Genomic DNA, 19,155 nt, shown 5'->3' with positions numbered 1-19,155 from the left:
GGCGGTAACTCCCTGGTTGCGGGTTTGTCCGATCGCTTCGCACTGTCGCCGCAGAGGATTATCGTTCGAAGCATGGTCGGTCTCTGGCCCGTCCTGGATCGCAGGGCCGCGTTCCGGGGCGCCGAGCAGTTGCTCCGCGACGGCAGGTCGTGCGGGGTGGTGCTGGTCGGCACCGCGGGCGTGGGGAAGACGACCATGGCCAGGGAACTGGTGGGTTCGCTCACCGGCGACGCCCGGTGGATCGTCGGCACCGAGTCCACGCAGAACATCCCCCTCGGGGCCTTCGCCCCGCATCTCGCCCGCACAACGTCGCGCGACCCGGTCGTGGCGCTGCGCGCCGTGCGTGACGTGCTGGCCGAGGACGGCCTGGCGCCGGACGGCGGGGTGGGCATCGTCGGGGTCGACGACGCCCACCTGCTCGACGAGTTCTCCGCGGGCCTGGTCCACCAGCTGGCGGTCGGCCGCGACGCCCGCCTGGTCGTGACGGTCCGCAGCGGCGCCCCCGTGCCGAGCGCCATCGAGGCCCTCTGGAAGGACGGCCTGCTCACGCCGTTCGTGGTGCCGCCGTTCACCCGCGACGAGATGGACGACGAGCTCTCCGCGGTCCTGGGGGCACCGGTCGAGCGGTTCAGCGCCGATGCGATCTGGGAGGAATCGGAGGGCAACCCGCTGTTTCTGCGGCACCTCGTCGAGGGCGCGCTGGACGGGGGCACGCTCCGCAAGTCCGGCGGGGTGTGGCAACTGCGCGGCCGCCCCGCGATCTCGCCGGCGCTCGCGTCGCTGCTCGAGTCCCGCTTCGCGCGCACCCCCAAGGACGCGCTCGACGTCGTCGACTACCTCGCGTTCTGCGAGCCGCTCGAGCTCGAGGTGCTCAGCGAGTTGGTCAGCCGCCGGTCCATCGAGGAGGCCGAGCGGATGGACCTCGTGCGGGTGCGCGACGTCGGGCACTCGCACGTCGTGCGGCTCGCGCATCCGTTGTTCGGCGAGGTGATCCGCGACCGGGCCGGGGTGCTCGCGTCGCAGCGGATCAAGCGACGGCTCGTCGAGGTACTCCGCGAGTCGCCCGATCCCGGAGTGGTGACGTCGATGCGGATCGCGGAGCTGGCGATGGAGTCGGGCGTCGAGCCCGATCCCGAGCTGCTGGTGCGCGGCGCGGAGGACGCGATCGCGATGTGCAGCCTCGAACAGGGTGCCCGTCTGGCGGCCGCGGCGGTGCGGCTGGGCGCCGGATTCGACGCGTCGTTCGCGTTGGGTCGGGCGCTGATGTGGCAGGGGATGGGCGCCGAGGCCGAGTCGGTGTTCGCCGCGGTCGACCCCGACACGTTGTGCGAGTACGACGTCGCACGGTGGCTGCTGACCCGGGTCGCCAGCCTGTACCTGGAGGCGGGTCGCCCGCACGAGGCCGTCGAGCTGTTCCAACGCGAGCGCGGCCGGATCACCGATCCGATGCTGCGGGTGTCGGTCGTTGCGTTGGACGCGGTCCTGCACCTCTACGACCGCCACCTCGGCGAGGCCATCGCCTTGGCCCGGGAGGTCGAGGCGGCACCCGAGGCACACCCGTGGGCCCGGGCCAGCGGCGTGTTCGCCGGGGTCGCCGCCCTCACCGTGTCGGGGCGCGGCTTCGAGGTCGGCGCGCTCGCGTCGTCCGCGTGGGAGGCGATCTCGCACGGTGACGGCCTGCTCCGGTTCCACATCGGCTACTTCGAGGTGCAGGCGCTGACCCTGGTCGGGCGGCTCACCGCGGCGCGGGACACCGCGGCCCGGTACCGCGATCTCGCCGCCGGGCAGCCGAACAGTGCCGCCCTGGCGGACGTGGCGTCGGGCGTGGTGGAACTGACCTCGGGCCGACTCGACGACGCCGCCACCCACCTCACCGAGGCGCTGGCGGTCCTCGACCGGAAGACTCGGTCGGAATGGATGCTGCTCGCCGCGGTCAGCCTGTGCCAGGTGCGGGCGGCGCAGGGCCGGCCCGAGGACGCCGCCGCGGCGCTGGCGATCGCCGAGCGGAACACGGGACCCGAACTCGCGTTCTTCGATCCGCTGGTCGACATCGCGCGCGCGTGGGTGGCCGGCGCGGACGGTGAGGTGTCCGCGGCGGTACACGCGGCCCGGCGTGCCGCCGTCCTGGCCGCCGAGTCGGGGCAGTTCGCGGTGGAGGCGCTCGCCCTCGACGTCGCGACGACGTTCGGTGACTACTCGACCGTCGAGCGACTGAGCGAGCTCGAGACGCTGGTGGACGGGCCGTTCGCGAAGGTGGCGACCGCGCGGGCGCGGGCGTTGGCGAAGGCCGACGGTCCGGCCCTGGACGCGCTCGCGGCCGAGTTCGAGCGGGTGGGAGCGCTGCTCGCCGCGGCCGACACGTTCGCCCAGGCGGCGACCGCGTACTCACGGTCGAACGACCGCCGGGGCGAGTTGGCGGCCGCGGCGAAGGCGCACTGGCTGTCGTCGCGCTGCGACGGTGCGACCACGCCGGCCCTCGCGAAGGCCGCGCGCCCGCTGCCGCTGACCGACCGCGAGCGGGAGGTGGCGGTGCTGGTGGGCCGGGGGCTCTCGAACAAGGACATCGCCCGGCGTCTCGTCCTGTCGGTGCGGACGGTCGAGGGGCACATCTACCGCGCCTGCGAGAAGCTGGCGCTCAGCCACCGGAGCGACCTCGCGAAACTCGTCCAGGTGTGACGGACCGCACTTCGGGCGACGGTCGTGGGGTGTGACCGACGTCCTTCTCCCGCCACGCAATTGATGACTAGCGTGGAAGCAGCCGACTACGACGCGAGGAGGCGGTATGAGTACTGCAGCTGTCGGTAGCGCACCGGTCACGGTCACCGTCACGGGGGCATCGGGGCAGATCGCCTACGGTCTGCTCTTCCGGATCGCGGCGGGCGACATGCTCGGCCCCGACACCCCGGTTCGACTGCGACTGTTGGAGATTCCCGCGGCGGTTCGGAACGCCGAGGGCGTCGCGATGGAACTCGAGGACGGCGCGTTCCCGCTGCTCGACGGGATCGAGATCACCGACGACCCCCGCGTCGGATTCGACGGGGCGGAGATTGCACTGCTCGTCGGGGCGCGGCCTCGCACCCAGGGCATGGAACGGTCGGATCTGCTGGCCGCGAACGGTGCGATCTTCACCGACCAGGGACGGGCGATCCAGGACCGCGCCTCGGGCGACATCAAGGTCCTGGTGGTGGGCAACCCCGCCAACACCAACGCACTGATCGCGATGAACAACGCGCCGGACGTGCCACGCGCCCGTTTCTCGGCGCTCACCCGCCTCGACCACAACCGCGCGATCGCTCAGCTCGCACGCAGGACCGACGAGGCCGCCGCCGACATCCGGCGAATGACGATCTGGGGCAACCACTCCGCAACCCAGTACCCGGATCTGTCGCACGCGCTCGTCGGTAACAAGCCCGCCGAGGACGCGGTGTCCGACCGGACGTGGATCGAGAACGACTTCATTCCCACCGTGCAGCAGCGCGGGACCGCGATCATTGCGGCCCGGGGGTCGTCCTCCGCGGCGAGCGCCGCCAGCGCCGCCATCGACCACGTGCGCGACTGGGTTCGCGGCACCGCCGACGGGGACTGGGTGTCGATGGCGGTGTGCTCCGACGGGTCGTACGGCGTCCCGGACGGGCTGATCAGCTCGTTCCCGGTCACGTGCGCCGACGGGGACTTCCGCATCGTCGAGGGCCTCGACATCGACGAGTTCTCGCGACACCGGATCGACCTGTCGGTCGCGGAACTCGAACAGGAGCGTGACGCCGTGCGGGGCCTCGGCCTGATCTGACGACCGGCCGAGGCGAACGGCGATCAGCGTATGTCGTCGAAGCCGAGATCGTCCGGGTCGACCGCCCCGATGACGGCGGGCGACACGAGCGGCAGGTCGCCGACCACGGTGTTGCTCGGTGCGGCGCCGACGAGGTATCCCGGCGTCGACCGGTCGACAGTGTCGTCGTAGCCGTGCCGGGCGGCCGGCGACATCATCCCGGGAGAGGCCATCCCACCGGACGCGGTGGTCATGGCTCCCGATCCCGTTGCGGCCATGCCTGATTGACCCGGGCTCGAGGCCGTCGCCCCCGCGGACAGTTGCGTCGCCGAGGGCCCGCGCGCGGCCGAACCCGCCGCCGCGAAGCCCCCGCCGAAGCCGGCGACACCCCCGCCGCCCGACGCGGAGACCGCGGCACCGGCGGCACCTGTCGCGGCAGAGCCGCCGCTCATCGCGCCGCGGAGCGCGTAGTCACTGCTCACGGTGGATGTGGTGCCGGCCGCGTAGGTCTGCGCGGGCGCGTCCGGCGACGCCGCATCGATCAGCGGCTTGCCGACGGCCTCGAGCAGCGACGCCGCGACGGAGATCGGGGACGGACCGCCCCCGGCGGTGAGTCCGGGCGCCGGGATCGGGGCGGGCGGTACCGGGACGGGGGTGCCGAGCGCCGCCATCGCTGCCTGGTGACCGGACAGTTCGGCCCGCGTCTTCGCCACGACCGACAGTGCGCGCTGCAGGTGATCGGCGGCCGCGGCGATGAGCAGGGTCTGGCCGGGAGGAGTGAGGACGACCGGCCCGGCGGCGACGGCCGTCGCGACGAACGACTCGGCGACGGCGACGAGTTCGGCGTTGCCCCGCGCCACCGTCCCGGCCGCTTCCTGGGTGACTGTCGCGATCTCGTTGCCGCGTTCGCTGAGCTGCGTGCCGGCGGCCTGCGTCTGCAGTCCCTGCGTCTGCGCCGCGGCGGCGGCCTGACCGTCCCAGGCTCCGTCGAGGGCCTTCAGCCCCGAGATGCCCATCGACAGAGCCGTGTCGATGATCGACGACGACTGCTGCAGCATGGCCGTCGGATCGAATCCGCCGATCGTGCCGGTGCCGAACGCGCTCGCCATCTCGGACAACGGCTGAAGCAGCTGATCGATCCCGGGAAGCGGGGGCAACGGCGGCAGTGCCGGTAGCGGAGGCAGCGCCGGCAGCGGGGGCAGTGCGCCCGCTGCGATGTCGGTGAACGGTGTGTCCAGCAACGGCCCGAGGGGCGAGGCTTCGAGCGCCTCCATCGGGGTGCGGGGGACCGGCATGTCCAGGACCGGGCCGACGGGCGACGCCTGCAGCAGGTCGAGCACCGTCTGCTGGCCCGGAGGGGTCGTGTCGGGCGTCGTCATGCGTTGTCCCCCAGATCGGTTCGTGCGGAGCCCAACACGGCCGCGGTGGCTTGATCCGCGGCGTCGTACGCGGCGGCGATCGCGTGCGCGACCGACCCGGTGCCGGCGAAGACGTTCGCCAGTGCGGCGACCGATCCGGCGTGTGTCGCCTGTGTCGCGGCGTATGTCGCGAGGAAGTCGGCGCCGATGACGCCGAACACCGGTGTCAGTGCCGCGACGTTGGCGGCGACGTCCAACCCCTCCGTCGCGGCTATGTGCGCCGCGGCCCCCGCCGCGACGCTCCCGTACGCGCGAATCTCATCGGGCGCAGCCGAGAATCCGTCCAAGATGACCCCCCAGTCGTCGAATTCGGGTGACCGATTTCGGAAGACACTGTAACCGACCCGCGGCCGGCTGCGCGCCCGTCACTCGGCGGGCTGTGGACAACTCTCGGCAATCCGGTCGAGCAGGTCCACGGCCCGGGTGGCGATCGGATCGGTGGGACCGGTCCAGCCGAGCGTGCGCAGCGCGGCCGCGGCGACGGTGTGTGGGGTGAGGACGGAGGTCGTCCCGTGCGCGGTGGCGTCCGACCGGGCACTGATCGTGGACTCGACGAGCCGGAACGGCAGTTCGGTCGTCGCGGGCCCGCAGTCGGGTCCGCCGATCGCCTCCCGCGCGTCCCGCGCGAACGCGGAGTAGCGGGCCATGAGGTCGTCGCGCAGTGCCCGGAACTCGGCGAAGCGTTCGGTGGTGACCTCGGGCAGCAGGTACAGGGCGCCGAGATTCCATCGGGAGTCCGCGAGTTGGCCGGCGTCGAACAGGACGAGGGCGCAGAGCCGGACCACCGGGTCGTCGCATGCCTCGACGAGCCGCTCGGCGCAGTCGACGGGTGCCGTGACCGTGCCGAGCAGCAGCGCCGCGAGGATGTCGTCCTTGGTGTCGAAGTGGTGGTACATCGACGCCTGCCGGATCCCGACGGCGTCGGCGATCATCCGGGTGGAGGTGCCGGTGAATCCGCGGGTCGTGAACAGCTCGGCCGCGGCGTCGAGGATCTCGTCGCGTGGGGTCGCGCCCGGTCGCTTGCGTGTGGACAGCCGTGGTCGACCGGAACCCGTCGTCGTCATGACTCCATCCTTACAGGAAAGCGCCGCAGCGCCATTCGCTCCACCAGGGGATGTGAGCGGCCGGTCACCTGCGTGTAACCGGGGACATGCCCAGGCAACAGGAACGGCCGGTCTGGACCCACGATCGCAACCTGCGCGACATCGGACGTGTCGTTCCGCTCGGAAAACTATCGAGCGACAGATACCAGTGCCCCGGGATTTCCCCGGGGAGGTGACGATCTCCATCTCCCGCAGGAGGCTTCATGACGGCCACCGTGACGACGGCGTCGAACGACCGGGGTGACCTGGCCGAGTTCGGCTACGAACAGCAGTTGCATCGTTCCCTCGGGAAGTTCGGGTCGTTCGCGGCCGGCTTCTCGTTCGTCTCGATCCTCACCACGATCTTCCAATTGTTCGGTCTGGGTTTCGGTTTCGCGGGCCCGGCCTTCTTCTGGACGTGGCCCGTGGTCTTCCTCGGGCAGTTCATGGTCGCGCTGTGCTTCGCGGAACTGGCGGCCCGCTATCCGATCTCCGGCGCGATCTACCAGTGGTCGCGGCGCCTGGGCGGGGAGATCGTCGGCTGGTTCGCGGGCTGGTTCATGATCATCGCGCAGGTCGTGACCGCGGCCGCCGCGGCGATCGCACTCCAGGTGGTGCTGCCGTCGATCTGGAGCGGGTGCCAGGTGATCGGCGACGATTCCGCACTCACCTCGCCCAGCGGCGCGGCCAACGCGGTCCTGCTCGGGTCGGTACTGCTGGTCGCGACCACCACCATCAATTGCATCGGCGTGAACTGGATGTCGCGCATCAACAGCATCGGCGTGACCTGCGAGATCGTCGGCGTCGTCGCGGTGATCGGCATGTTCCTCACCCACGCGCGGCGGGGTCCCGAGGTCGTCTTCGACACCGGCGTCGCCGGCTCGCAGCCCGGGTACATCTGGGCCTGGATCGTGTCGGGCCTGATGGCCGCTTACGTCATGGTGGGGTTCGGCTCGGCGGGTGAACTGGCCGAGGAGACGCACAACCCGCGCCGGGTCGCGCCGCGCACGATCCGTCTCGCGCTGTCGGTCTCGGCGCTGGGCGGTGGCCTCATGATCGTCGGCGCCCTGATGGCCGCCCCGAGCCTCACAGACGGGCGCCTGGCCGCCGAGGGCCTGCCGTACGTGCTGACCTCGATCCTCAGTTCGCCGTGGGGGACCGTGCTCCTGGTCGACGTCGCGATCGCGGTGTTCGTCTGCACGCTCGCGATCCAGACCGCCGCGTCCCGACTCGTGTTCTCGATGGCCCGCGACGGTCGCCTGCCCGCGAGCGAGGTGCTGTCGAAGGTGAATCGCCGCACCGGCACGCCCATCGCGCCGAGCGTGCTGATCGGGCTGCTGTGCATCGCCGTCCTCGCGGTCAACGTGGGCAACGCGGCCATCTTCACGACGCTCTCGAGCGTGTGCATCGTGCTGATCTACCTCGCCTACCTGATGGTGACCGTGCCGCTGCTGGTGCGCCGCCTGTCCGGTCGTCCGCCGGGTGGGCCGGAGGTGGATGCCGACGGCCGAAAGCTCTTCTCCCTGGGCGTGTTCGCGATTCCCGTCAACGTCGCGGCCGTCGCCTACGGAGCCGTCATGGTCGTCAACCTGTCCTGGCCGCGCGCCGAGATCTTCAACCCCACAGGGGAATACCCGATCCTGCAGTGGGCCGCCCCGCTGGCCGTGCTCGCCGTGGTGCTGGCCGGCGCCGCCTGCTACTCGTCCCGCGCCGAGCGCCTGCCGAACCACGCCACGATTGGAGCCTGAAGTGACCACCCCCGACCTCGTCGAGATCCCGAACGACACGTCCACCACCGCCACCGCCCGCGCGCACGCCCGTGCCCAGGCCGGGGCGAGCACGGACGCGATGCCGGTCGTGCCCGCCACGGCCTGGCCGGCCCCGCCCGAGGGGGTCGCCGCAGAGCGTCTCGTGTGGGCGGAGACGGTCCCCGGCGGGCGCTACACCTCGAAGGTGCTCGCCCGCGGCACCCGCCTGCGGCTCCGCGACCTGGACGGCAACGCGTGCGCCCACCTGCTGCTCTTCCGCGCCGACGCCCCCTGGGAGCGAATCAACGCGGCCGACACGGTCAAGGTCCCGTGGCAGGCCTACCTCGGGTCCGGGCACCCGCTGCTCTCCGACGCGGGCCGCGTGCTCGCCACCGTCGTCGCCGACACCTCCCGTCACCACGACGCGCTGTGCGGAACCACGAGCGCGGCCGCGAACCTGGCCAAGTACGGCGCCGGGGCACTGCACTCGGCGTCGCCGGCCGGGCGTGAACTGTTCACGGTCGCCGCGGCCAAGCACGATCTGGGGCCGCGGGACCTGCCGCCGTCGCTGTCGTTCTTCCACGGAGTGCGGGTGGCGCCGGACGGCGCCCTCGCCGGCACCGGAACGGCTGGCCCCGGGGTTCACGTCGATCTGCTGGTGCACCTGCCCGTGATCGTGCTGGTCGCCAACACCGCGCACCCCCTCGATCCCGCGCCGGACTTCGCGACCACGCCGCTCGAGCTCCTCGCCTGGTCCGCGCCCGACGAACTCGACACCCTCCCGAACGACGACCCCGAGTACCGGCGTGCCGTCCTCAACACCGAGGACGCCTGGGCCGCACTGCACGGCGCCGCACCGCACGCCGGAAAGGACGCACGATGACCACCCTGCTCCCCGCCGCCGACCTGGCCCTCGTCCCGGGCGCGATCGTCCTCGACGAGACCGTCGCCCCGCGCGGCCCCTGGTCCGCCGTCGTCGCCGCCGGCGACGTCCTGACCATCGTCGACCTGCACGGCAACCAGGCCGTCGACACGCTGATCTACGCGGCCGGGGATCACTCCCGGCGCTACTCGGCCGCCGCCACCGTCGTCGGGCAGCGCAACCTGTTCCTCACCACCGGCAGCGTGCTGCGCGCCGACGACGCAAGCCCGCTCATGACGATCGTGGCCGACGAGGTCGGCAACCACGACACGGTCGGCGGTGCGTGCTCGCAGGAGTCGAACACGCTGCGCTACGGGCACCACACCAAGCACCAGCACGCCTGCGTCGAGAACTTCCTGATCGAGGGCGCCCGCTGGGGCCTCGGCAAGCGCGACCTGGTGTCCAACATCAACTTCTTCATGAACGTCCCCGTCGACCCGGACGGCGCGCTCGGCATCGTCGACGGTCTGTCCGCCCCGGGCAAGCGACTGGCACTGCGCGCCGACGTCGACGCGCTGGTGCTGGTGTCGAACTGCCCGCAGATCAACAACCCGTGCAACGGCTTCGACCCCACCGCCGTCCGCATGATCGTCACCCGACCGCAGGAGGTGCGGCCGTGACCGCGAAGTGCACGGTGCTGCGTCCCGGTATGGGCACCACCGTCCAGGACTACCCGGGCCGGACCGGCTACTGGCAGATCGGGGTGCCGCCGTCGGGGCCGATGGACGATCTGTCGTTCCGTCTCGGCAACGTCGCCGTCGGGAACCCGGAGGGCGCAGCGGGATTCGAGGCGGTCATGGCCGGGCCCGCGCTCCGCTTCGACGATCCCACCCACGTGTGCGTGACGGGCGCGCCGACCACCGTGACCGTCGACGGCACCGTCGTCCCGCAGTGGCGGCCGGTGCTGGTGCCGGCCGGGGGAGTGCTCGACGTCGGCGCCGTCGCCGGTCCCGGGCTCCGCATCTACGTGCTGATCGCCGGCGGCCTCGACGTCCCCGAGTTCCTCGGCAGCGCTTCGACGTTCACGCTGGGCCGGTTCGGCGGGCTCGACGGCCGGACGCTCCGCGAGGGCGACGTGCTGGCGCTCGGCGGTGCGCCGGCGTCCCCGCGGGCGGCGGTCCCGGCCGAGTCGGTGCCCGCGCTGTCGCGGCGCTGGGAGATCGCGGTGACCGAGGGGCCGCACGGGGCCCCGGAGTTCTTCACCCGCGCCGACATCGACAGGCTGTACCGCACCGACTACGAGGTGCACTTCAACTCCGACCGCACCGGGGTACGGCTGATCGGCCCGCAGCCCGACTGGGCGCGTCCCGACGGCGGCGAGGCGGGCCTGCACCCGTCGAACATCCACGACAACGCGTACTCGATCGGTGCGCTGGACTTCACCGGCGACACCCCGATCCTGCTCGGCCCCGATGGGCCCAGCCTCGGCGGATTCGTCTGCCCCGTCACGGTGGTCGCCGCCGACCGGTGGAAGCTCGGTCAGCTCGCGCCCGGCAACACGGTGCGATTCGTGCCGGTCCGGTCCGACCGGGCGGCGTCGCGGCGGGACCTCGGACTCGGGCGCCGTGCGGGCCTGCCCGCGGTGCTCTCGGCCGGCGGCGACCGCGACGACGGCGTGCTCGCCCGCCGCGACGGGGACACTGCCGTCACGTATCGCCGCTCGGGCGACGACAACGTGCTCGTCGAATACGGCGACATGACGCTCGACCTGGCGCTCCGGGCGCGCGTGCACGCGCTGCACCAGCGGCTCGAGTCGGAGCGGCCCGCGGGCCTGCTCGACCTGACCCCGGGGATCCGATCGCTGCAGGTACGCGTCGACCCCGACGTGCTGCCGGTCCCGACGCTGCTCGGCCTGCTGGCGGAGGCCGAGGAGCAGATCCCGGCGGCCAACGAGTTGGTGGTCCCGAGTCGGGCGGTGCGGATGCCGCTGTCGTGGGACGACCCGGCGACCCGCGAGGCCATCGCGCGGTACATGCACGGCGTCCGCGCCGATGCGCCGTGGTGCCCGTGGAACATCGAGTTCATCCGCCGCATGAACGGCCTCGACTCGGTGAACGACGTGTTCGACACCGTGTTCGGAGCCGACTACCTGGTGCTCGGGTTGGGCGACGTGTACCTGGGTGCTCCGGTCGCGACCCCGCTCGATCCGCGGCACCGCCTGATCACCACCAAGTACAACCCGGCCCGCACCTGGACGCCGGAGAACGCGGTGGGTATCGGCGGCGCCTACCTGTGCATCTACGGCATGGAGGGTCCGGGCGGCTACCAGTTCGTCGGCCGCACCACGCAGGTGTGGAACCACCGGCACCCGCAGTCGTCGGGGCCGTTCGAGGGAGGCACCCCGTGGCTGTTGCGCTTCTTCGACCGGATCTCGTGGTACCCGGTAGAGCCCGACGAACTGCTCGACCTGCGGTCCGATCTGGCGGCGGGACGCGGTTCCGGCGGAATCGAGATCGCCGACGGTAGCTTCTCGTTGGCCGAGCACGAGCGGTTCCTCGACGACAACGCGACCTCGATTGAGGCGTTCCGGGCGAAGCAGGCGGTCGCGTTCGCCGAGGAGCGGCGCCGGTGGGCCGACGCCGGTGAGTTCGCGCGCCGCTGACGACCCGAGCGCATCTCCCTCGCAGTGGGACGTCGATTTGCCCGCGCATGGTGAATGGGTGTTCACTGCGTGGTGAACGCTCATTCACCATGGTCGTTCCCGAGGCCGCCACCCAGTGGCCCCGGCGGCGGCCGCACGTTCGGAGATGATCCATTGGCAGCACGACCCACCACCACCGCGCTTCCGCTGGAGCAGGCGCGGCCGCGTCGCTCCAGCGCCCTGATGACCGCGGTGCTGTGCCTGTGCGGCACGCTCGTCTCGCTGCAGCAGACGCTCGTGGTCCCGCTGCTCCCGGATCTGCGTCACATCCTCGGTGTCAGTGCCGACAACGCGTTCTGGCTGGTCACGATCACGCTGCTCACCGCGGCGGTGGCCACCCCGATCGTCTCGCGCCTGGCCGACATGGTCGGCAAGAAGCGGATGATGCTCGTGGCGATGTCGGTGATGGTCAGCGGTTCGCTGCTCGCCGCGATCGGTGGCACGTTCGTGACGGTGCTCATCGGCCGCGGCATGCAAGGGTTCGCGTCGTCGCTGATCGCGGTCGGGATCGGCATCCTGCGGGACGAACTGCCGCGGGAGAAGGTGCCGGCGGCCACCGCGCTGATGAGCGCGACGCTCGGCATGGGCAGCGCCCTGGGGCTGCCGCTGGCCGGCGTGATCTATCCGCACCTGGGCTGGCATGCGATCTTCTGGATCTCCGCGGCGGCGGGTGCCGTGATGCTCGCCGCGGTCGCGTTCGTGGTGCCGGAGTCGAAGGTCCGCTCGCCGGGGCGGTTCGACATCCTCGGCGCGGTCATCCTGTCGGTGGCGCTCACGGGCCTGCTCCTCGGAATCTCCAAGGGCGGTGCGTGGGGCTGGAGCAGCGGTCGCACCCTGGGCTGCTTCGCGCTCGCGGTGATCGTGCTCGCGATCTGGGTTCCGTACCAGTTGCGGGTCACCGACCCGATGGTGAACCTGCGCACGTCGGCGCGGCGCCCGGTTCTGCTCACGAACATCGCCTCCATGATCGTCGGGTTCGCGATGTTCGCGAACATGCTCGCGACCACGCAGCAGTTGCAGATGCCCGAGGCCACCGGCTACGGCTTCGGACTCAGCGTGCTCACCGCGGGTCTGTGCATGGTGCCGGCGGGCATGTCGATGGTGGTCTTCTCGCCGCTGTCCGCGAAGATCACCACCCGATTCGGTGCGCGCACCACGCTCATCACCGGCGCGCTCGTCCTCGCGGCGGCCTACGTCATCCGGTTCACCTTCAACGGGTCGGTTGCGCTCATCATCCTGGGCGCGATGGTGGTCAACATCGGAACCGCGATCACCTACTCGGCGATGCCGATCCTGATCATGCAGTCGGTGCCGATCACCGAGACCGCCGCCTCGAACGGCCTCAACTCGCTGCTGCGGTCGATCGGTACCTCGACGTCCAGCGCCGTGGTGACCGCCCTGCTGACCGCGATGACGATGGACGTCGCGGGCGTGCACCTGCCGACGCTCGACGCGTTCCGGACCGTGTTCGCCGTCGCCTGCGGGATGGCCCTGCTCGCGGCCGCGGTCGCGTGGTTCATCCCGCGGATGCCGCGGACCGTGCCGGTCTCGACGGTGGTCGAGGCGGCGGCCGAGGCCCGGGTCGAAACCGCGTCGTGACTAGGGTGGGCGTAGTGAGTGGAAAGTCCACGCGGGACAACATCATCGACGCCGCTCGGCGGCTGTTCGCCGAGCGCGGCTACACGGCGACGACGATCAAGGACGTCGCCGAACTGGCCGGCTACTCACCGGCCATGGTGATGAAGATGATGGGGAGCAAGGCCGAGTTGTACAAGGCGGCGGCACCGACCCTGCCGTCGGCGGCCGACGACCCGCACGTCTGCGAGGACGAGGCGCCGGGCTACCGCCTGGTGCGCAACATCGTCGAGCGGCGTGACGCCGACGAGTCCGAACCATGGGTGATGATGCCGCTGCTGATCCACGAGGCACCCGACCGGGACGCGGCGCAGGCCGACGCGCGGGAACGGTACATCCGCGGCATCTCCGGGAAGATCGGCGACACGACCGCCGACAAGCTGCCCACGCAGATGGTCGTCGCCGTCCTTCTCGGTCTCGCCAGCGGCATCCGGACCGTCGGACTCCTGCCGCCGGAGACGATCGACACCGACGACCTGGTCCGGCGCTACGGCGCCGTGGTCCAGTCGATCATCGACGGGATCGCGGCGCGGTAGCGGCGACTGCGCTCCGTCGGTCGTCCACCTTGATCATGAATCAAGGCGAGATGACCCAGCGCCTCTGAAACATCCTTTGTCACCGGGCGGTTGAGAAACCCTTGTTTACGATAGGTCGAGCCTCGAGGAGGGTGCCTGTGCCGGCTAGACAGATCCCCAGCACCTCGACGTTGTTGGCCTTCGAGGCTGCGGCACGCCACGGCAGCTTTTCGCTGGCCGCCCAGGAGTTGGTCGTCACCGACGGGGCGATCAGCCGCCAGGTTGCGCGGCTGGAGGCGTTCCTGGGGGTGTCGCTGTTCCTTCGAGGCGGTAACCGCGTCGAGCTGACGGCGCACGGGGAGCGCTACGCCCAAGAGCTGGGGCGGTTGCTCGTGTCGTTGGAGCAGTCGACGTTTCAGGTGATGACGACACCCCCGCAGCAGCGCGTGCTCGAGCTCGCGTCGATCGGGACCTTCGCCGTCAGATGGCTGATACCGCGACTTCCGTTGTTCTTGCAGGAACATCCGGACGTGGTCGTGAATCTCAGCACACGAAACGATCCGTTTGTGCTGAACGGCAGCGTTTTCGATGCCGCGATCACATTCGCCCATCCCGCGTGGGCAGGAGCCGAATCGCGACACTTGTTCCGAAGCTCCCTGGTCCCGGTGTGCCGCCCTGCCGTGCTGCGGGGCGACAGCGCAGATTCCGCGGTGTTGCAGCGACTGCCGTTGCTGCACAAGACCGCGACACCCGAGAGCTGGCGCGACTACTCGCGCGAGTTCGGGATCGATCTTCAGGACGCGACGGCGGGGAGCCGCTTCGAGCAGTTCTCGATGCTGATCGAGGCGGCGCTGGCCGGTCTCGGTGTGGCGCTCGTCCCCTATCTGTACGTCGCCGACGAAATTCGAACCGGGACACTCGTTTCAGTCGGGCCCCCCGGACAGCAGGTGGGCAAGGACTTCATCCTCGTCACCAACTCGCGGAGCTCCCGCACCGAGCTACTCGACGAGTTCTCGGACTGGATGGTGGAACAAGCCGAGCCGGATTCGTCGCTCGCTGCGTCGGAAGCCGCAGCCACTCAGCCCTCGTTCGTGATCGAGTAGCCGGTGGTCGACCGCTCGACCCGGGCGAATCCCCGATCGTTCAGATGCGGGCCGGCGACGAGCAGGTGCTCGGTGCTGACGATCTCGAGCACCTGGGAGCGTGTATCGGCGGCACGGACCGGATCGTTGTCCAGCGTGACCGATGCATCGGGCCGGGCTACCTGGACGGCCGGGAAGTGAACAGTGTCGCCCCAGAAGAACACACCCTGATCTTCGGAGTTGACGAGATAGCCCGTGTGCCCATCCGTGTGGCCGGGAAGCGGAGCGGCTGAAATGCCGGGCAAGACCTCACCTTCCTCGAATGTGCGCAGCCTGTCGGCATAGGCGTCGAGGGCCCGGCGGGCGATCCGGAAGTTGCCGCGCGCGCGTTCGTTCGCGCGTGCAAGGTTTCCGTCGTCCTGCCAGAAGGCAACCTCGCGCTGGTGAATCAGCAGTTCCGCGTTGGGGAAGACGACGTGTCCCGACCCGTCGAGGAGGCCACCGACGTGATCGGGGTGTGCATGCGTGAGAAGAATCGTGTCGATGTCTGACGGCCGTACCCCTGCCAGCGGCAATCCGGCCGTCAAATGACCACCCCAGTGCTTGATGCCGCCCGCCCCGGCGTCCACCAGGACGGAGTGACCGGTGCCACGCACCAGATAGCTGTTGATATGCATGGGCGACTGATCGTTCAGCCCGCCTCGCTGCTGCAACTCGGACGCCTCGTGGTGGTCGACGTTCAGGAGAAGGTCCAGGCTCGCCGGGAGGTACCCGTCGCTGATGGCGGTGACGGTGTAGTCGCCGATCCTCTTGATGGGAGATGGAATTCCTGTCATGTTCAGCCTCACTCAGTTTCGCTAGTTGCGTGCGTGAATGTGCTGCTTCGCGAAGCTGAAGCAGCGGATGCGGGCGGTCAGGCCCGCGGTGTCCTTGATCGCGTCGTCGATCTGTTGCATGAAGCGGTCCATGACCGCGGGCGGACGAAACAGCTCCTCGCGGAACAAGATTTCCGCGAACACCGGGTGACCTCGGCCTTGTCGCGCGGGGAGGTAGGTGATGTGCACGTTCTCGAGATCGGCCTGCAACGTGTCCGTGCACAGCTCGGTGCACTGTTCGGTGAGCCTTTCCAGTATCTCGTCCGACGGCATCGTTCCCGAGTCGATATACAGCGTCAGATTCGGCATGCCGTACTACCTCGTCTCGGATGCCGCCAGTGACGATGCGTTCCTGAGCTGGGGAGTCAGCGCCACGTAGACGTAGACATCCTTCGGCAGGCTTGCGAGGAGCGGGAGATCAGTGCCTGCCGTCGTGGCCAGCCAGCGCTGTTCCGGGTTCTTCTCCATCGCGACGGCACGCATGACATGCGGTGCGAGTCCGAGCTGTGTCAGAGCCTCCGGACCGGTCGAGCTCAGTACCAGGTACTCGCCTGCGGCCACGTCGGGTGCGCGATCGAGTCCGGCGTAGAGGTTGCGGTGCCAGTCGGTGATGTCGGGCTGCCAGCGAGCGAAGCTTCCCCCGCCCTTCTCCCTGTACTCGTCCCCGTTCAGTAGCTCGAGGCCGTCGATGGTGTGAAGGGCAAGGTAGACCGGACATCCGGTGCTGATCGCCTTGAACCGCTGCGACGTGTGGAACCCCGTGACGGAGATGAGCGCCGGCAGCTTGCGGTCGGAGTAGTACTCGTTCCACTCGTCCTCTCGTGTCGGCTCGGCAAAGCTGCACTCAACGGTGTAGATCATCTGAAACGCCCTCCCGCTATGACTGATGCTCAAATCATAGGTCGGAAAATGACACGAAAATGGGGCGTGATCACGATATTTTGGCATTCTGGATTGACCATAGATCAATCTTGGTATGGCGGAGAAGCGTGCAGGCGGCCATCGGTCAGCGCAGGGTGTGCAGTTCCTGCGCGGTCGCCGCGTACGCGGTGTCGTAGTCGAGCGCGGTCAGGGCCTCGACGTCGCCGACGCGGGTGAACTCCTCCCACGCCCGGCCGTCCCGGCTGCGCCACGCATTGCCGTCGTCGTCGATGCTCCACAGCGCCCCGTCGCGGCCGGCGGCGATCAGTCCGACCGGCGGGGCGCCCGGAACCGGCGTGAACGTCCGGGCCCCGTCGGTGCTGAGCAGTAGACCGTCCGGAGTGGCCGCCCACACCCCGGAGTCGTTGACGGCCAGTGCCGATGCGTCGATGGCCGCCCCAGGGGCCCAGGTGGCGCCGTCGTCCGCGGACACCAGTAGGCCCGACGACGTGTCGAATCCGACCAGGATCGCGCCGTCGGTCGCGAGGGCGTGGAAGTCGACCTCACCGACGAGTGAGCGCGACTCCCACGTCACGCCGCCGTCGGAACTGCGCGCGAGTCCCAGCGGGTCGGGTGCGCCGCTCGACGGCCCGGGATGACCGGAGGAGAACAACGTGTCGGTGCCCGGGACGCCGGTGAGCCCCATGAGGTCATCGTCGGAGGTGCCGATGCGCGTCGTGTTCCCGGACGGTGCGAGGGCGAGGAGGCCGGAATGAGTGCCGGCGAGGACCGTTCCGTCGGTATCGACGTGCAACCCGTGCAGATGGTCCAGTTCGGGGCTGAGCGGAATCGTCGCGCGGCGCGGGTCGATCACCGGCGTCGGGGCGTCGGCGTCCGTCTCGGCGGCGGTGGTGCATCCGCCGGTCACCAGTGCGGCGGCGGCGATGAGGGGCAGTGCGACACTTCGGAATCGGGTCATCGGTTCTCTCGTCCTCGAGGGCGTGCGTCAGTCGACGTAGGAGAGGACGGTCATCATCCCGCCCTCGCCGTGATAGAGGTTGTGGCAGTGCACCATCCACTGGCCGGGGTTGTTCGCGTCGAGATCGACCTCGACGGTGTTGCCGGGCAGGACGAGCGAGGTGTCCTTGCGGGCGCCGGCGCCGCTCCGGTCGACCACCTGGAAGGTGTGGCCGTGCACGTGCATCGGGTGGAACATCATGGTGCGGTTCACGAATCGCAGGCGCACCCGCTCTCCCTCGGAGATTTCGAGCGGAGTGTGCTCGCCGTATGTGTCGCCGTTGATCGTCCAGCGGTAGCCCGACATGCCCATCCCGAGGACGACGTCGTGCACGCGGTCGGGCTCACGGCCTGCCAGCCGGACGTCGCGGGGAGCGCGGAGCTGTGCCCCGGTGGTGGGGTGTGCGGCCAGTTCCGCGGGCCGCGCGTCCGGAGACGGGGCGGGGCCGCCGCTCGTCCGCAGGATCGCGAGGCCCTGACCGTCCTTGCCCTCGGCGGCCGCGACGACGGGAAACACGCCGTCGCCCAGCGTCACCACGACGTCGAAGCGCTCGCCCATCCCGATCAGCAGCGACTGCGTGTCGAGGGGTTCTACGACGTAGCCGTCGCTGTGGGTGACGGTCATCCGGTGCCCGCCCACCGCGAAGCGGAACGCGGTGTCGGCGGCCGCGTTCACGATGCGGAGGCGGATGCGCTGCCCCGGGCGGCCCGTGACGGTGACCGGGTCGCGGGCGGTCCGGCCGTTGACGAGGTAGTACGGGTACGCGACATCGCCGGTGTCCGAGCCCAGCGGGTTCGCGGGGTCGACGGTCATCGCCATGCCGGACATGCCGCCCATCCCGGGCATCGAACCGTGGTCCATCCCGCCCATGCCAGGCATTCCGTCGCGGCGAAGCGTCTCGAGTTGCTCGTCGGGTGTTCCGGCGACGCCGTCGAGCCAGTCGTCCAGGACGAGGACGGCTTCGAGGTCGTAGTCGTCGCCGTCCGAGGGGTTCTCGACGATCAGTGGCGCATACAGGCCGCGGTCGAGTTGGACGCCGACGTGCGGGTGGAACCAGTGGGTGCCGGCGTCGGGGACGGTGAACTCGTACGTGAAGGTCGATCCCGGCGCGACCGGTGGCTGCGTCAGTTCGGGGACACCGTCCATGTCGTTTCGCAGGGCGAGGCCGTGCCAGTGCACGGTCGACTCCTGCGGGAGCTCGTTGGTGAAGTCCACGCGCAGGACGTCGCCCGCGGTGACACGCAGTTCGGGGCCGGGAACGCGGCCGTCGTACGCCCACGTGTCGACGGCGACGCCGCCGAGATCGACGGTGGTGGTCCGTGCGCGCAGTGCGGCGGTGACGGTCCTCGCGTTCGCGGTTCGGCGTGACTGCTCGACGGATCCGACGGCGGCGGCGGACGGGGCGATCGGGGTGGGGGAGCCGGCGGTGTTGCTGCAGGCCCCGGCGAGGGCGGCGGCGCCGAGCCCGCCGGTGAGCAGCATGAACCTTCGGCGGGACATTCGGCTGTGATCGGCTGTGTGACGGCGCTGGGGCATCGGGACTCCTCGCTCGACGACTCGTCCGAGTGCCGAGAAACTACGTATCTACGTAG

The 19,155-nt window shown here is 70.2% G+C and carries 17 protein-coding genes; 9 read left to right on the top strand and 8 right to left on the bottom strand.

Annotation, left to right across the window (positions count from 1 at the left end; translation table 11 throughout):
- Window positions 1–72 precede the first annotated feature (72 nt).
- Together EGT67_RS23450 and EGT67_RS23445 are read left to right on the top strand one after the other, a co-directional pair.
- Window positions 73–2,676: a helix-turn-helix transcriptional regulator gene (locus EGT67_RS23450; RefSeq protein ID WP_127918506.1), complete on the top strand. Its 2,604-nt coding sequence runs from the start codon at window positions 73–75 to the stop codon at window positions 2,674–2,676.
- Between the two features lie 106 nt (window positions 2,677–2,782).
- Window positions 2,783–3,787 (top strand): malate dehydrogenase, encoded by a 1,005-nt coding sequence (locus EGT67_RS23445; protein WP_127918505.1) that lies wholly within the window; start codon window positions 2,783–2,785, stop codon window positions 3,785–3,787.
- Window positions 3,788–3,810: 23 nt separating this feature from the next.
- Here EGT67_RS23445 and EGT67_RS23440 read toward each other — a convergent pair whose 3' ends face one another.
- The 3 genes from EGT67_RS23440 to EGT67_RS23430 all read right to left on the bottom strand — a co-directional run bounded on the left by EGT67_RS23440 (window position 3,811) and on the right by EGT67_RS23430 (window position 6,248).
- A complete protein-coding gene (locus EGT67_RS23440) occupies window positions 3,811–5,145 on the bottom strand; it encodes a hypothetical protein (RefSeq protein ID WP_127918504.1) in 1,335 nt (444 codons plus the stop codon).
- Window positions 5,142–5,471 (bottom strand): type VII secretion target, encoded by a 330-nt coding sequence (locus tag EGT67_RS23435; protein ID WP_127918503.1) that lies wholly within the window; start codon window positions 5,469–5,471, stop codon window positions 5,142–5,144. Before EGT67_RS23435 ends, EGT67_RS23440 begins: the two co-directional genes overlap by 4 nt.
- Before the next feature lie 78 nt (window positions 5,472–5,549).
- Window positions 5,550–6,248 (bottom strand): TetR/AcrR family transcriptional regulator, encoded by a 699-nt coding sequence (locus EGT67_RS23430; RefSeq protein WP_127918502.1) that lies wholly within the window; start codon window positions 6,246–6,248, stop codon window positions 5,550–5,552.
- Window positions 6,249–6,490: 242 nt separating this feature from the next.
- Between EGT67_RS23430 and EGT67_RS23425 the strand changes: the two genes are divergently transcribed.
- From EGT67_RS23425 to EGT67_RS23395, 7 genes are all read left to right on the top strand, one after another.
- Complete coding sequence (locus tag EGT67_RS23425) at window positions 6,491–8,014, top strand: amino acid permease (protein WP_127918501.1); 1,524 nt, start codon at window positions 6,491–6,493, stop codon at window positions 8,012–8,014.
- Between the two features lies 1 nt (window position 8,015).
- Window positions 8,016–8,897: an urea amidolyase associated protein UAAP1 gene (locus EGT67_RS23420; protein ID WP_127918500.1), complete on the top strand. Its 882-nt coding sequence runs from the start codon at window positions 8,016–8,018 to the stop codon at window positions 8,895–8,897.
- Window positions 8,894–9,556 carry an urea amidolyase associated protein UAAP2 gene (locus EGT67_RS23415; RefSeq protein WP_127918499.1) on the top strand — a complete coding sequence of 221 codons (663 nt, stop codon included), beginning with the start codon at window positions 8,894–8,896 and terminating at the stop codon, window positions 9,554–9,556. Before EGT67_RS23420 ends, EGT67_RS23415 begins: the two co-directional genes overlap by 4 nt.
- Window positions 9,553–11,538, top strand: a complete 1,986-nt coding sequence (locus EGT67_RS23410; RefSeq protein ID WP_127918498.1) for a 5-oxoprolinase/urea amidolyase family protein — start codon at window positions 9,553–9,555, stop codon at window positions 11,536–11,538. Before EGT67_RS23415 ends, EGT67_RS23410 begins: the two co-directional genes overlap by 4 nt.
- A 153-nt stretch (window positions 11,539–11,691) precedes the next feature.
- Window positions 11,692–13,176: an MFS transporter gene (locus EGT67_RS23405; protein WP_241566208.1), complete on the top strand. Its 1,485-nt coding sequence runs from the start codon at window positions 11,692–11,694 to the stop codon at window positions 13,174–13,176.
- Window positions 13,177–13,190: 14 nt separating this feature from the next.
- A complete protein-coding gene (locus EGT67_RS23400) occupies window positions 13,191–13,748 on the top strand; it encodes a TetR/AcrR family transcriptional regulator (RefSeq protein ID WP_241566207.1) in 558 nt (185 codons plus the stop codon).
- 131 nt (window positions 13,749–13,879) lie between these two features.
- Window positions 13,880–14,830 (top strand): LysR substrate-binding domain-containing protein, encoded by a 951-nt coding sequence (locus EGT67_RS23395; RefSeq protein ID WP_338324896.1) that lies wholly within the window; start codon window positions 13,880–13,882, stop codon window positions 14,828–14,830.
- On the opposite strand, the gene EGT67_RS23390 is transcribed toward EGT67_RS23395, so the two are convergent.
- From EGT67_RS23390 to EGT67_RS23370, 5 genes are all read right to left on the bottom strand, one after another.
- Window positions 14,806–15,657, bottom strand: coding sequence for an MBL fold metallo-hydrolase (locus EGT67_RS23390; protein ID WP_206612477.1), 852 nt, complete (start codon window positions 15,655–15,657; stop codon window positions 14,806–14,808). The genes EGT67_RS23395 and EGT67_RS23390 overlap by 25 nt on opposite strands.
- Before the next feature lie 9 nt (window positions 15,658–15,666).
- Window positions 15,667–15,957, bottom strand: coding sequence for a hypothetical protein (locus tag EGT67_RS23385; protein ID WP_206612476.1), 291 nt, complete (start codon window positions 15,955–15,957; stop codon window positions 15,667–15,669).
- 42 nt (window positions 15,958–15,999) lie between these two features.
- Complete coding sequence (locus tag EGT67_RS23380; protein ID WP_127918494.1) at window positions 16,000–16,545, bottom strand: sugar ABC transporter; 546 nt, start codon at window positions 16,543–16,545, stop codon at window positions 16,000–16,002.
- Window positions 16,546–16,690: 145 nt separating this feature from the next.
- Window positions 16,691–17,524: a F510_1955 family glycosylhydrolase gene (locus EGT67_RS23375; protein ID WP_127918493.1), complete on the bottom strand. Its 834-nt coding sequence runs from the start codon at window positions 17,522–17,524 to the stop codon at window positions 16,691–16,693.
- Between the two features lie 27 nt (window positions 17,525–17,551).
- Entirely contained in the window at window positions 17,552–19,063 is a 1,512-nt protein-coding gene (locus EGT67_RS23370) for a multicopper oxidase family protein (protein WP_421958163.1), read from the bottom strand.
- Window positions 19,064–19,155 lie beyond the last annotated feature (92 nt).

The sequence above is a fragment of the Prescottella agglutinans genome, assembly GCF_004011865.1.
GTDB classification, from domain to species: Bacteria; Actinomycetota; Actinomycetes; order Mycobacteriales; family Mycobacteriaceae; genus Prescottella; species Prescottella agglutinans.
The sequence above is the reverse complement of the archived record's forward strand: the minus strand, read 5'-3'. Positions and strand labels throughout refer to the sequence as shown.